Source organism: Pseudomonas sp. LBUM1644, from assembly GCF_059716195.1.
Map to the genome: position 1 here is coordinate 418620 of NZ_CP166812.1, position 14209 is coordinate 432828.

Sequence of the window (14209 nt, forward strand, 5' to 3'; positions counted from 1 at the left end):
GACGAGGCGCGCCAAGCGTTAGGAAATTGCGGTGAAACGGGTAGGAAATATCCTCAAGTGTCCGGTTCATCATCGAAAATCAAAAGATCGCAGCCTTCGGCAGCTCCTACAGGGATCGGTGTAGGAGCTGCCGCAGGCTGCGATCTTTTGATCTTGCTTACGACCAACGCCGAAAAATCAGCGACGTATTAACCCCGCCAAACGCAAAGTTGTTGTTCATCACATACTGATTGCTCATCTGTCGAAACTCACCCCGCAGGTAATCAAGCTTGCCGCAATGCGGATCAACCTCGTCCAGGTTGAAGGTGTGCGCATACAAATCGCTGTTCATCATCTCGATGCTGAACCAGGACTCCAGCGCACCGCAGGCGCCGAGGGTGTGGCCGAGGAAACTTTTCTGCGAACTGATCGGCATGTGCTCGCCGAACAGGCTGCTGGTCGCCAGTGTTTCGGCAATGTCGCCTTGTTCGGTCGCGGTGCCGTGACCGTTGACGTAGCCGATGTCCGACGGCTGTAGCCCGGCGTCTTCCAGCGCCAGTTCCATGGCTCGGCGCATGGTGACCTGCTCCGGGCGGGTGGTGTGCTGGCCGTCGGCGTTGCTGCCGAAACCGACGAGTTCGGCGTGGATGTGCGCGCCGCGCGCCAAGGCGTGTTCGAGTTCTTCAAGCACCAGCATGCCGCCGCCTTCGCCGATCACCAGGCCATCGCGACCCTTGTCATACGGGCGAGGGCTGGTCTGGGGTGCGTCGTTTTTCAGGCTGGTGGCATAGAGCGCGTCGAAGACCATGGCTTCGGTCGGGCACAGCTCTTCGGCGCCGCCGGCGAGCATCAGCGGCAAGCGGCCGAACTTGATCGATTCGTAGGCGTAGCCGATGCCTTGGCTACCGCTGGTGCAGGCACTGGAAGTCGGGATCAACCGGCCGGTGAGGCCGAAGAAGATACTGATGTTCGCCGCCGTGGTGTGCGGCATCATGCGCACGTACGAGTTGGCGTTGAGGCCCTCGGCCACTGAGTTGAGCAGCATGTTGCCGAATGCCTTGATCTCGTCGGTGCTGCCGGTGGAGGAGCCGCACGCGACGCCCATGCGCCCGTCCTTGATCGACTCGTCGCCCAGCAGGCCGGCATCAGCCAGCGCCCGTTCAGCCGCGCCGACCGCCAGGCGCGATACGCGGCCCATGCTGCGCAGTTGCTTGCGGGTCCAGTGGCTCGGCACTTTGAAATCATCAATCGGCCCGGCCAGGCGTGTGTTGAGTTCGGTGAAACGATCCCACTCGTCCATCCGGCGAATGCCGCTGCGGTTGGCCGCGAAGTGGCCGGCGATGGTTTCCCAGTCGCTGCCCAGTGAGGTGATGCCGGCCATGCCGGTGACGACGACGCGCTTCATCAGCACAGGCCTCCGTTGACAGCCAGAACCTGCCGGGTGATGTACGACGCTTCCGCCGACATCAGGAAATTCACCGCGCCGGCCACCTCTTCGGGGGTGCCCATGCGTTGTGCAGGAATCATTTTCATCAGTTCTTCCACCGGCACGTTTTCGTCGAGCATGGCTGTGTCGATCAAGCCGGGTGCGACACAGTTGACGGTGATTTTGCGCTTGCCCAACTCGATGGCTAGCGCCTTCGCGGCGCCGATCAAGCCGGCCTTGGACGCGCTGTAATTGACCTGGCCACGGTTACCGATCAAGCCGGAAACTGAGGTGATGCACACAATTCGCCCGGCCGCGCGCCGACGAATCATCGGCATCATCACCGGGTGCAGCACGTTATAAAAACCGTCGAGGTTGGTGCGCATCACCACGTCCCAATCATCCTCGCTCAAGGCCGGAAAAGCACCGTCGCGTGTCAGGCCGGCGTTGAGCACCACGCCGTAATAGGCGCCGTGGGTTTCCACGTCGGCTTCGAGAATGGCTTTGCAGCTGGCGCGGTCGGACACGTCGAATTGCAAGACGCGCGCGTTGCGCCCCAAGGCTTCGACCTCGTCCTTCACCGCGCCAGCGTCCGCCAGACCGCTGCGGCAATGCAACACGAGGTCATGCCCGGCCTGGGCCAGGCGCAAAGCGATGGCGCGGCCAATGCCGCGGCTGGAACCGGTGACCAGTACGGATTCAGTCATGACTGGACTCCTTCGGATTCATGAAGATATTGAGCGGCTTGAGGCGGGCGAAACACGTTCAGACGGGCGGTCGCATGGATGCCGGAGGCGTTGATGTGGCATTCGAACACGCCCATGCCGTTGTCGTCTTCCAGCGAGCGCATGCCGTGGATGGTCAGCTCGGTACCGGCGGGGAAGCGTTCGACGTTGCATTCGAATTTGCGGGTGCCAAGCAGGAAGCCCAGCTCCACTGCATCGCCCCGCTGGCGCGCATGGCAACCGGCATAGGCGGCGACACTTTGCGCCATCAGTTCGATGCCGACCCAGGCCGGCAAACTGCCGTCGGGATGGTTGAATAGCCCATCGGGCCTGACGATGAGGCGGGTGTGAATCTGCTCGTCATCGAACGCCAGGATTTCTTCGATAAGGATCATGTCGCCAGCGTGGGGCAGCAACTCGGCGAGCGGCCAGTCAATCATGGTGCGTCTCCGATAATCAGGCTGACGTTGTTGCCACCGAAGGCAAAGGAATTGCTCATCAGGTAGCGAGGTGCAATGGACGCCAGATGATCGGCTGGGGTCACCCAGTTGAGTGCAGGCAGCGTTGGATCCGGCTGGCCATCCCAGACGTGCGGCGGCAAAGCCTGCTGGCGGTTATCCGCACTCAGGCTCAACCAGCAGAACGCGGCTTCCAGCGCGCCGGCGGCACCGAGGGTGTGGCCGGTCATTGGCTTGGTCGATGAACAAGGCACGCCGTTCGGAAACAGCGTCGTTACGGCCACGCTTTCCATGGCGTCGTTGTGTTGCGTGGCCGTGCCGTGCAAATTCAGGTAGCTGATCTGTTCGGGTTGCAGCTGCGCGCGGCTCAACGCCTTGCGCATTGCTTGCAAGGCGCCACGGCCCGTCGGTTCCGGCGCGGAAATATGGTGCGCATCGGAACTGGCGCCGCTGCCCAGCAGGGCAATCGGCTGGCTGTCACCGGCGCTTTTACTCATCAGGAACAGCACCGCCGCTTCGCCGATGTTAATGCCGTTGCGGTTGACCGAAAACGGATTGCATCGGCTTTCCGAGACCGCTTCCAGCGCCGAGAAACCATTGAGGGTCAGCTTGCACAGCGTGTCGACGCCGCCGCACAACACGGCGTCGCACAGGCCAAGGTCCAACAGTCGCTGGGCACTCATCAGCGCCCGGGCGCTGGAGGTGCAGGCCGTGGAAATCACGTAGGCCGGGCCGCTCAATTGCAGCCAGTCGGCGAGGAAATTCGCCGGGGCGCCGAGTTCCTGTTGCTGATAGTCGTAATCAGCGGGGAACTCATGCTCGCGGATGTAATGGGCCAACCCACGGCTGGCCTCATCGATGCCCGAAGTGCTGGTGCCCAGCACCACGCCGATACGGCCACGGCCATAAGTCTGGATGGCAGAATCGATCTCTTTGCGAATCTGCAGCCCGGCTTCCAGCAGCAACTGATTATTGCGACTGCCTTGCTCGGACAACTCAGCCGGAATCGGCGCCAGTTCACCTTGCACGGCAGCCACCGGCAATGACCGTTCAGCCACCCAGCCGGCTTCACTGCGCATGCCGGAGCAATCGCCGGCAAATAGATTGCGTGCGATTTCCTGCTTGCCACGGCCCAGGGCGCAGATCACCCCGAGGGCGTTCAGGTAGGCGGTCATGGCGTGTCTCCGCTCAGGGGCGTGACTTCGTACTTCGGACCTTTGGGCAGGTTCAATTCAAAGCTCATGGGTTGTGAATAACGGACATCCCAGCGCGTTGGCAGGGATCGTTGCGCGCCATGTTGCCACGCATCGGGATAATTGCCGTGCAGTTCATCCTTGGGCGTCAACGCAAACAGCAGCGCCGCGAACAGCTCGCGGGCTTCCGGATTGGGTGGCAGCAGGCCGTCGGCCTGCCACTTGCCATCAATCAATTTCTGACGCGCCTGGGGAATACCCAGCAAGTCCATCATCGACCAGCGAATGCTCGGGCCTTCACGCTGGATCACCAACACCCAATCCAGACGCTGATCAGCTTTCAGGCGTTGGATGTGCAACTGCACCGGCAACGCCAGGGTGGGAGATTGCTCGGGCAACGGCGCCTGGCTGGCGCAAGCGCTTAGCAGCAGGACAGCGCCAAACAGCAGAAATCGCAGCACCACCGCACACCCTGTAGGAGCGAGCTTGCTCGCGATGGACGTTAACGATAACGCGTGCTGTCTGAATAAACGCGTCGTCCAGGGGTTTTTCGCGAGCAAGCTTGCTCCTACAGTGGACATCACGCAGTACCTTCAAGCGGTTTACACGCAACCACATTGACCAAGGTTTCTTCCCGTTGGCCAAAGGGCTTTGGCTGGCGCAGGCCCAAGCGTTCGAGCAGGCCGAAATCCTTGGCGCGGCTCCACCACAAGTACGGATAAGACACGTTCTGCGGACCGAATTCGAAACCCTGCCGACGAACCATCTCCAGATACCCAGCGGCGCTTTTCTGCACATGCATCGGGTGACGGAACAACCAGCGAATCACCCACGTATCAATGTAGGCCTCGGTCGATTCGGCGAACAGCAGATAACCGCCCGGCTTGAGCACGCGGTAGAACTCGGCCAGTGCCTTTTCCTGCTCCACCAGATGATGAAAGGTCTGGTGACAAAACAGCAGATCAACGCTGGCGTCCGGCACGGCGAGCGTGGCGCAGTCGCTGCCGATCAACTCCACGTCCATGCCCTGACGTGCCGCTTCTTCAGCGCTCAGGTTCAGGCTGTGCGGGTCGGCGTCGACACCGATCAAGCGCTGCGGCGCAAAGACCTGGCGCAGGTGTTGGAACGATTTACCCTGGCCGCATCCCGCATCCAGCAACACCGGATGGGCTGGCAACGGCTCGCTGAACAGGCTGCGCAGATCGTCGATTGCCACGCGAAGCACACGATGCTGCCAGGTGTGGCTGCGCAGGAACCAGAAACCGAAGCGGGTTTCTTCCACGTAGTTGTCGCTCAGGTAACTCATGTGGCATCTCTTGCACAGAGTTCCGACAGCATCCGCAGCCGGCGCTTGGGTTCGGCGACAAATGGATTGCGTTCGTCCCAGGCATAACCGGCGAGGATCGAACTGATCATGCGACGGATGTCCGGTGAGCTGTCCGGGTGGTAGATCACATCCTGGAACGTCCCGGCGTACCAGCCTTCGACGTAACAACGGAAGGTGTCGACGCCGCGCTTGAGCGGCTCGGCGAACTCGGTTTGCCAGTCGACGCTTTCACCTTGCAACTGGCGGTGCAGCACGGCGGCGGCCATGCTCGCGGAGCGCATGGCGATGGTCACGCCGGAGGAAAACACCGGGTCGAGAAATTCCGCCGCGTTGCCCAGCAACGCAAAACCCGGACCGTGCAGGGTTTTGACGTTGGCCGAGTAGCCGCCGATGGTTCGCGCCGGCGTATCCCACACCGCGTTGTTCAACACGCCGGAAAGGCTTGGGGTATCAGCGATGAAACCGCGCAGGCAATCGTCGAGATTTTCGCTACGACCTTCGAAGTGTTCGGCGGCCGCGACCACCCCCACCGAGCAGCGGCCGTTGCTGAACGGAATGGTCCAGAACCAGATATCGCGCTGGGTCGGATGGGTGGTGACGAGGATCTTCGTGCGGTCGAAATTCGGGTTGTCGATGTGGTCTTCGACGTGCGTGAACACGGCCTGGCGCACCGGGAAATTCGACGGTGCTTCAAGGTCCAGCAAGCGGGGCAGGACACGGCCATAACCGCTGGCATCGAGCATGAAATCGGCTTCGATGCGGTACTCGCTGCCGTCCTCGCGAAGCACGCCGAGTTGCGGCTTTGCGAGGTCGACATCGACGCTGACGATGGTTTCGCCGTAACGGACTTCCACACCTTGCAGGGCGGCCTGATCTGCCAGCAGTTTGTCGAAATCGGCGCGCTGGACCTGAAAGGTGGTCGGCTTGCCGTTGCTGAAAGTGTCGCCGAAATCAAACGCGCTGTAGTGCTCGCCCCAGGCAAATGCCGCACCGGTTTTCAGCTGGAAACCGGCCGCGTTCACTGCGTCCAGCATGCCGGCTTCTTCGACAAAATCCAGGCAGTGCGACAACAGGCTTTCACCGATGGAGAATCGGGGGAAATGCTGGCGCTCGATCATCAGCACATCGTGACCTTTGCGCTTGAGCAGCGCGGCGGCGATGGCGCCCGAGGGGCCCGCGCCAATGATGACGACCTGGCGACGTTCCGTTTCAACGGTTGGCATGGGGGCTCCTTGCCGGGACGGCAGCTTTCAAGGGGATCCGGTGCATGCCGGCCAATGCCGGCAGCAGTGTCGCGATCAGGCCCATCAGCATCAGCGCAAAGTACAGCGCCGGGCTGATGAGTTGTTGTTGCAGCAGCAGGTTGAGAAACACGATCTCGCTCAAGCCGCGAATGTTCAGCAAGATACTTTCGCGCCAGCGACTGGCGCCTTCAAACGAAGCGCCGGCCCAGCCGAGGCCCAGCCAGTTGCCCAGCAATTTGCTGGCAATCGGCAACAGCAACAGTGCAACAAGTTGCGCACCACTGAGGCTGTCCATGGCGCTGTGGACGTTGATCTGCACGATACCGAACGTGAGGATCAGCGGGATCGCCACGTACGTCTGCAAACGGCTCATCCAGATCACCGGCAACGGCAGCACCAGCGGCGCTTTCAGCGCGGCCATGATCAACAGATAACCGATGCCGAAAATCAGCGCGTTGAGTTTGTAGTGTTCGGCGACGACCAGCAGGGCGAAAAAACACACGCTGTAGAGCCATGTCTGCCGCAGGCCGAGCAACCGCAACAGCACGGGCAGGCAGGCGCCAGCCAATGGCAGCAGCAGGCTGCTCAGGTGCAAGGTCCCTTGGGCGATGGCGAACAGCGTCCAGCAGGTCAGGTCGATGAGGATCGCGGTTTGTACCAGTCGCCGAGTGGCGGCGTCTGGGTAGTTGATATGCCGCAAGTACAGGTACAACACCGGAATCGCCGTAATAGCGAACAGCAAACCGACAGCCAGCGAACTGAGCCATGGCTGCGGCGGCAGTAGCCAGATCGCCGTGGCCAGGCCGCAGGTGAACGGAATGCAGAAACTCGGCAGGGCGATTTTCAGGCTCTGGCGATCGAGTCGCAGGTCAATCACATCGCTGAGGATATAGCCGAGCAGCAGCGCGAAACTCAAGCTGTAGAGGTTTTTCAGCCAGATCGGCGACACCAGCGCCACGCCGCTCAATTGCCAATGAGGTTCTATCCAGAAGTACATCAGCAGTGGCAGGCCGACGGTCGCCAACAGTAACTGACTGACAATTGGAATCAGGCCGAAGTACCGACCGACTCGGGTCGCGATGGCGAACAGCACCAGGGCCATTGCCCAAAACAGGAGGATCATCATGCTGCCGGCTCCGCCACAGGCAGGGCGTGGACGTGTCGTCCAGCCCACGGCGCCAGCATGAAGCTGAAGGCCAGGCCCAGGCTGACCGACAACCCAAAATTGCTCACGGCCGGTGTGCTCGACACCGCCAGCAAACCGAACGACAGCCAGGTGGTCAGCGCCGCCAGCAAGGTGCCCAGCAGGCTCACGGCGGCGCCGCCAACCTGTTCGCGCATAAGGATCGCGTAGTCGACGCTGATCGCCGTCACCAGCAGCAGGCCGAACAGGCTGAACAGTGTCAGCGGCTGGCCGAGCCAGCCGAGACTGGCCAGGCTGCACAGCGCCGCCAGCAATGGCAGCGCGACGATGCGCAATGCGCCACCGAGGCCGAACGGCAGGATCAACACCAGCACGATCAGCACGCAGGAGGCGAGTTTCAATTCAGCGGCGCTGATCTGAGTCGCGGCGAAAACAGTGTTCAACTCGCCAAGGCGATCGACCAATTTCACACCCGGCAAATCCAACGCCTGAACTTGCAGCAGTGCGGGATTGTTCAGACCTTGCAGGCTGACCATTGCCGCCACGCCGTCCTCGGTCGGGCCCAACCACAGCGGGCGATAGGGTTCCGCCAAGGGGCCGGCCAACGCCGCATCAATGTCTTCGACAGGCAGCGCCTGCAGCTTCGCCAATTCGGTGTGCAGCGCCTCGACCGGCACGCCGACATCGAGCAGCGGCTGCCAGAAGGCCGGCAGCTTGTTCAGCGCTTCACGTACCTGGCGTTGTTCGCTCGGTTGGCTGACCAGTTGATTCAGCGATAGATAGCCCTGGAGTTTGTCCAGGTTGACCAGTTGATCCAGGCGTTCGCTCAGCGCGGTTTGGCGTTCCAGCAATTGCTGTTGGTTGCTCCCGCGAACCAGAAAAAACTGGCTGGTGGGTTGATAGCCCGTGATTCGTGCAATGGTCCGGGCTTCCTCGGTCAACTGCTGCGGCGCACCGATCCACTGGCGGATGTCATTTTTGCTGTCGAGCTGCAGCAGGCCGCCGACACAGAAGGCGATAAGCAGGGCCAAAAGAATCGGGGTACTCACGTATTTGAGCAGCGTTTCCCGCAGGTTCACCAGAAACTCGGAGATGCGCAGCAGCCACTGCGCGGGACGTATATCCGTGCCCTTGAGCAGTGCAGGTAGCAGGCACACGGCGGACAAGTAGGCGCCGAGCAGGCCGGCGGCGGAGAACACGGCGATCTGGGTCAGCGCCGGAAACGGTGTCCATGCCAGCGCCAGGTAGCCGATGCAGCTGGTGATCAGGCTCAGCGTCAGGCCCGGCAACGTCAGGCGCAGCGCTGGCCAACTGTGCCAGGGTTTCAGGCTCCAGCTCTTGGACAGGTAATGCAGCGGGTAATCGACCGCGACGCCAATCAGGCTGGAGCCGAGCACCAGGGTCATCACATGCATATGGCCGAACATCGCCACGCAGGCCACCGCGCCAAACAGCATGCCCACCAGCACCGGGACAAACGCCAGCAACACTCGCAAACGGCGGAAGGCCAGCAACAGCAACAACAGAATCCCGAGGGTGGCACCGCCGCCGACCCAGGTGATTTCGCGTGTGGCTTGTTGCTGACCGTTGGCCGCGTAGAGCAGACCGCTGGCGGCGAGCAGTTGCACGTCTGACCGGGCGGCCTCTTCGCGGCTGTGCTTGAGCAGATCCGCGACCTGCAGCGGCAGGTTCATGTCGAAGGCATTGCCGGTCGTTCGAGCCCGCAGCAATACCCAACTTTTACCGTCGGTATCGGCGACCAACGCACCGCTGCCAATGTCCAGCTGCACCGAGCCGTGTTGTGGCTGGCTGTTCTGGATACGGCCGGTCAGGCCGAGCCAGTCATCCTGGCTTGGCACCAGGCTGAAGCCGGTGAAGGGGTCGAACAGGGCTTGCACCCGTTGCTGGATAAACGCATCGGGGTGCTCGATCAACTGCTGACGATCCGCCGCAGACAGCATTGCCAGGCGACCTTGCAGCAATTGCGTGCGCAGCGCAGGGAGGTCGGCTTGCAAGGTCCACTGGACCTTTTCGAACAAACCGCTGGCCTGCCACTGCTCGCCCAGTGTCTGCGCCATGGCGACGGCTTGCTGACGATCGGTGTGGCCGACCAGTACCAGCATTTCGCGGTTCAACGGTTCTTGCATGCGCTGTTCGGCGCGCAGTTCCAGTGGGTCCGGTGCCGTGCCGGGCACCAGCTCCATCAGGTTGGCCGACAGCGGCGCGCCGTCACGCCATTGCCAGCCGGCGAGCGCGAGCACCGCCAGCAGCAGGATCAGGAACAGCCGCGGAAGACTCCGTTCACTCGGCAAAGTCATGTTGCTCCGGGTCGCTCAACGGTTGTGCGCGGGTGCTGTCCTGCATGCGCAAAAGGGTGCTGTCGCCCTGGGTTTCCAACAGCTCGATGGTTTGCACCAACTCGCCACCCGCAATATTGATTTGATTGAACACTTGCTTCAGCAGCAGCGAACGTGGGACCAGGGTCAACTTCCAGTTCTGAGCATCGCCGCTCAGCGAAAGTTCGAAGTCCCGTTGCAGTCCGCTGCTGTCGCCTTGCAGCACGGCCAGAAACAAGCGGTTCTGCTCGGCGCCGGCGCTCTTGCCGGGCAACATTTGCCAGCCCTTGGCGTCACGTCGCGCGATGCCTTTGGCCGTAATGCGGTAATCCTGTTTCAGCGGGGTTTTCAGCAACCACAGCAGGCCGTGGTTTTTGGCGAGTACGAAGGTACCCTTGCTGGTCAGCGGCTGGGGCAGGGCGCGCAGGTGTTTTTCCTGGACGAAGTTGCCATGGATCACATCAGGTTTGGCCAGTTGATCGCTGAGCTGTTGCAGATCAAACGCCTGCGCCAACGAAGTAAATCCAACCGCCAATATCAACCCCACCACAAACCTGTAGCAGCTGGCGAAACCTGCGTTCGAGTGCGCAGCACTCGCCCAGCGTTCTTTCTCATGTACCACATGTACAGGTTTTGCGACGGCTTCGCCGCCGAACGCCGCCTCGCGGGCTCGGCAGCTGCTACTGAGGGTGTTCAGCGGGTTCATGCGAGTATCCTTTCGACGGCGTCGGTGAAGACTTTCGGCGAGGCCAACTGCATTTCGCGGTTGCTCATGTCGACGGCAACCTGCACGGAAACGGCGCGGGTCAAGCGTTCGCCGGTGTCCAGGTCGCTGATCAGGTAATTGATCTTCAGGCGATTCTCCCACTCCACCAGATTGGCGCGCACGTTCAGCTTCTGTCCGAACACAGCGCCGCGCACGTAGCGCAGCTGCAAGTCGATCACCGGCCAGGCGTAACCTGATTCGACCATCGCCGTGTAGTTGTGGCCGATCTTGTCCAGCAATGCACAACGGGCGACTTCCAGGTATTTGACGTAATGGCCGTGCCAGACAACGTTCATGGTGTCGACGTCAAAGAACGGCACGAGGATTTCCGTATCGGTGTGAAGCACTCCCTTGCTACGCATGCAGCCTCCAGTGTTGCTCGGCAATACGCTTCAGGCACAGGCGCAATTCGCCTTCAAGCGCGCGGTCTTCGATGACGGGCGGGAAGTCCTTGGCCAGTTCTTCGTGCATCGCGGCGAGGGCGGGCGGCAATGGTCGCGCATCTTCGGCCTTGCTGCGCAGCCAGACGCCTTGGTTGGCGGCCAGCAGGGTGGCGGCGGCAACCTGTTCGGTCAGCTCCAGCACGCGGATCGCATCGCGGGCGGCGATGGTGCCCATGCTCACCTTGTCCTGGTTGTGGCATTCGGTGGAGCGCGAGAAGACGCTGGCCGGCATGGTGTTTTTCAGCGCTTCGGCGGTCCAGGCACTGGTACCTATTTGCACAGCCTTGAAGCCGTGGTTGAGCATCGCACGGTCCGCGGTGGCGCCGGACAAATTGCTCGGCAAGCCATGGTTGTAACGCTCGTCCACCAGCAGCGCGAGTTGCCGGTCCAGCAGGTCGGCCACGTTGGCCACCAGGTTTTTCAGGCTGTCCATGGCGAACGCGATATGGCCGCCATAGAAGTGCCCGCCGTGCAGCACGCGCTCGGCTTCGGCATCGATGATCGGGTTGTCGTTGGCGCTGTTGAGTTCGATCTCGATGAACGAGCGCAGCCAGTTCAGGCTATCGGCCAACACGCCAAGCACGTGCGGCGCGCAGCGCAGGGAATAGCGATCCTGCAGGCGATGCAACGGTGCCGTTGGCGCGTCGATGGCCAGGTCCTTGCGCAGCCACGCGGCCACTTGCATCTGGCCTGGATGGGGTTTGGCGGCGAACAGGCGCTCGTCGAAGTGTTCCGGGTTGCCCTGCAAAGCGACCACGTTCAACGCGGTGATGCGGGTGGCCAGTTGCAGCAGGTAATCGGCGCGGGCAAAGGCCAGGCAGGCGAGGCCGGTCATGACGGCGGTGCCGTTCATCAGCGCCAGGGCTTCTTTGGGGCGCAAAACCAGCGGCTGCCAACCGAGTTCGCGGTGCACGTCGGCGGCTTGTCGGTGTTCGCCACGGAACATCACTTCGCGCTCGCCGGACAAGGTCGCGGCGACGTAGGACAGCGGCGTCAGATCACCGCTGGCGCCCACTGAGCCTTCTTCCGGGATCAGCGGCAGGATGTCGTGTTCGAGGAACGCTTGCAGGCGTTCCAGCAGTTCCACGCGCACCCCGGACACGCCATGGCACAGCGACTGCAAACGGGCCGCGAGCACCGCGCGAGTGGCTTGGGCGTCGAGCAGTTTGCCCAGGCCACAGCCGTGGAAGGTATACAGGTGACGAGGCAGCGCCTCGACGTGATGCAGCGGCACCGCGACCACGCAGGAGTCGCCATAACCGGTGGTCACGCCATAGATCACGCCTTCCTTGTCCAGCAGCGAGTCGAGGAATCGCGCGCCCTTGGCGATGCGCTCGCGGTACGCAGGGTCGCCTTGCAGCTGCGTCGGCACCTGGCGGTTGGCCAGGGCCAGCACGTCTTCGATGCGCAAAGGGAGTTCGCCGAAGGTTACCGGCTCAAGCGTTGGCGTCGTCATCGGTCTTCCAGAAAGGGTAAAAGTTGAACCATTGTTGAGGCGCTTCGAGGCAATAGTGACCCAAGCGTTCGGCGTAGCGGGAGGCCCACTGATGAATGACCTGCTCGCGGTCGCTGCGTTTCCAGGTGATCGCATCAGCGAAAGGTTCGAGGGTCAGTCGATAATCGCCATCGGGTTTTTTAAGACACAGCAGCAGGTTGACCGGGCATTTCAATAGCCCTGCCAGAAGCCATGGCCCTTGTGGGAATTTTGCCGGATGGCCAAGGAAATCCACCGTCACGCTGCGCCCGCCATGCAGCGGCACACGATCGCCGGCAATCGCCAGCCACTCGCCGCGCTCCAGGCGTTCGTGCAGTTGCAGCATGATCACCGGGTCCAGTTCGCTGACCTGAATCAGCCGCAGATTGGTCGCGCCGGCTTCGCCGAGCAAGCGGTTGAACTGCTCGGCGTGCTTGGTGTGCACCAGCACGTTCATCGTGACTTTTTCACCGATTTCCGCCAGTGCACGGCAGACTTCGAGATTGCCCAGGTGCGCCCCCACCAGCAGCTGCCCACGCGTGCCGCGCAGTTGATTGCGCAACAACGCCGGGTCGATGATTTCGATCTGCTCGATGCTCAGCTTGCCGTTCCACACATCGAGCTTGTCGAGCATGGAGTCGGCGAACGCCATGAACTGACCGAACACCCGCCAATGGCTCGGGCGCAATGCGCTGCGGCCGCTCCAGTCAGCGAGCCGTTGTTGGTATTGCCAGGCGCTGTGGCGGGCGCTGCGACCGAACAGGAAAAAGTACAACACGATGCCGTACAACACCGGGCTCAGCAGCCGACGACCGAGGACTTTGGCACCGAATGCGGTGAGCTTCATCAGCCAGAAGCTGCCGCGCTCCTGACGGTCTGCCCAGTGTTCTTTGCCTGCGTTAATGCTCATGCTCGCCACCGTCGCCAGAGAATCACCGGAGCCCGCAACAACATGCCGAAAAACAGCCGGGTGTGCATGCTCGAAATCAGCACATTGTCGTGGAACATCCGGAAATGCGAGACGCCATCCAGCGGGTAATGGACCTTGGTGGGCAACCACTGCATCGGCAGATTTCGCCAAGCCAGCCGCACCAGAATGTCCGAGTCGAAGTCCATGCGCTTACCGACGTTGGCCGAGTCGATCAGGGCCAGGGTCGGTGGCAATGGATAGACGCGGAAACCGCACATGGAATCGCGAATCTGCAACGAAAGCGTGTTGATCCAGACCATGACGTGCGTCAGGTAGCGCGCATACAAACGACCCTTCGGTACGCTGGCGTCGTATTGCGGATAGCCGCAAATCACCGCACGCGGGTGGGCGCGTGATTGTTTGATGAACATCGCGACGTCTTGCAGATCGTGCTGGCCGTCGGCGTCCACTTGCAGGGCATGGCTGAAGCCCAGGCGCGAGGCTTCGCGCAAACCGGTCATGACCGCGCCGCCCTTGCCTTGATTGGCGGTCAGCCGGATCAGGTAGACCATTTCGCGCCGGTCCAGTCGATCGAGCACCTTAGCGCAGGCTTGATCACTGGCATCGTCCACCAGAATGCACGGCAGGCCGCAGGCGAGCAGCGCGTCGACCACGGTGGTGATCGCGGTTTCGTGGTTGTAGACGGGCACGATGGCACAGGGGTTATGCATGTTGGCTCACATCCCGCCCTTGTAGCAGCTGGCGAAGCCTGCGTCCGGCTGCG

The 14209-nt window shown here is 61.8% G+C and carries 14 protein-coding genes; all 14 read right to left on the reverse strand.

What is annotated here, in order from left to right; translation table 11 throughout:
* Positions 1–157: 157 nt before the first annotated feature.
* Positions 158–1384, reverse strand: a complete 1227-nt coding sequence (locus tag ACA052_RS01950) for a beta-ketoacyl-ACP synthase (protein WP_497648156.1) — start codon at positions 1382–1384, stop codon at positions 158–160.
* A complete protein-coding gene (fabG, locus tag ACA052_RS01955) occupies positions 1384–2112 on the reverse strand; it encodes a 3-oxoacyl-ACP reductase FabG (RefSeq protein WP_497648157.1) in 729 nt (242 codons plus the stop codon). The genes ACA052_RS01950 and fabG overlap by 1 nt, the downstream gene beginning before the upstream one ends.
* Positions 2109–2570 (reverse strand): hotdog family protein, encoded by a 462-nt coding sequence (locus ACA052_RS01960; protein ID WP_497648158.1) that lies wholly within the window; start codon positions 2568–2570, stop codon positions 2109–2111. The genes fabG and ACA052_RS01960 overlap by 4 nt, the downstream gene beginning before the upstream one ends.
* The gene (locus tag ACA052_RS01965; RefSeq protein ID WP_497648159.1) at positions 2567–3763 is read right to left on the reverse strand and encodes a beta-ketoacyl-[acyl-carrier-protein] synthase family protein; all 1197 of its coding nucleotides are present in this window, start codon (positions 3761–3763) and stop codon (positions 2567–2569) included. Before ACA052_RS01965 ends, ACA052_RS01960 begins: the two co-directional genes overlap by 4 nt.
* The gene (locus tag ACA052_RS01970; protein ID WP_497650256.1) at positions 3760–4278 is read right to left on the reverse strand and encodes a hypothetical protein; all 519 of its coding nucleotides are present in this window, start codon (positions 4276–4278) and stop codon (positions 3760–3762) included. The genes ACA052_RS01965 and ACA052_RS01970 overlap by 4 nt, the downstream gene beginning before the upstream one ends.
* A gap of 83 nt (positions 4279–4361) precedes the next feature.
* A complete protein-coding gene (locus ACA052_RS01975) occupies positions 4362–5087 on the reverse strand; it encodes a class I SAM-dependent methyltransferase (protein ID WP_497648160.1) in 726 nt (241 codons plus the stop codon).
* Positions 5084–6331, reverse strand: coding sequence for an NAD(P)/FAD-dependent oxidoreductase (locus ACA052_RS01980; RefSeq protein ID WP_497648161.1), 1248 nt, complete (start codon positions 6329–6331; stop codon positions 5084–5086). Before ACA052_RS01980 ends, ACA052_RS01975 begins: the two co-directional genes overlap by 4 nt.
* Complete coding sequence (locus tag ACA052_RS01985) at positions 6318–7478, reverse strand: cation:proton antiporter (RefSeq protein ID WP_497648162.1); 1161 nt, start codon at positions 7476–7478, stop codon at positions 6318–6320. The genes ACA052_RS01980 and ACA052_RS01985 overlap by 14 nt, the downstream gene beginning before the upstream one ends.
* Positions 7475–9814 carry an MMPL family transporter gene (locus ACA052_RS01990; RefSeq protein ID WP_497648163.1) on the reverse strand — a complete coding sequence of 780 codons (2340 nt, stop codon included), beginning with the start codon at positions 9812–9814 and terminating at the stop codon, positions 7475–7477. Before ACA052_RS01990 ends, ACA052_RS01985 begins: the two co-directional genes overlap by 4 nt.
* A complete protein-coding gene (locus ACA052_RS01995) occupies positions 9798–10538 on the reverse strand; it encodes an outer membrane lipoprotein carrier protein LolA (RefSeq protein WP_497648164.1) in 741 nt (246 codons plus the stop codon). Before ACA052_RS01995 ends, ACA052_RS01990 begins: the two co-directional genes overlap by 17 nt.
* A complete protein-coding gene (locus tag ACA052_RS02000; RefSeq protein ID WP_497648165.1) occupies positions 10535–10960 on the reverse strand; it encodes an acyl-CoA thioesterase in 426 nt (141 codons plus the stop codon). Before ACA052_RS02000 ends, ACA052_RS01995 begins: the two co-directional genes overlap by 4 nt.
* A complete protein-coding gene (locus ACA052_RS02005) occupies positions 10953–12497 on the reverse strand; it encodes an HAL/PAL/TAL family ammonia-lyase (RefSeq protein WP_497648166.1) in 1545 nt (514 codons plus the stop codon). The genes ACA052_RS02000 and ACA052_RS02005 overlap by 8 nt, the downstream gene beginning before the upstream one ends.
* Entirely contained in the window at positions 12478–13425 is a 948-nt protein-coding gene (locus ACA052_RS02010) for a lysophospholipid acyltransferase family protein (protein WP_497648167.1), read from the reverse strand. Before ACA052_RS02010 ends, ACA052_RS02005 begins: the two co-directional genes overlap by 20 nt.
* Positions 13422–14156, reverse strand: a complete 735-nt coding sequence (locus ACA052_RS02015) for a glycosyltransferase family 2 protein (protein ID WP_497648168.1) — start codon at positions 14154–14156, stop codon at positions 13422–13424. Before ACA052_RS02015 ends, ACA052_RS02010 begins: the two co-directional genes overlap by 4 nt.
* Between the last annotated feature and the right edge of the window lie 53 nt (positions 14157–14209).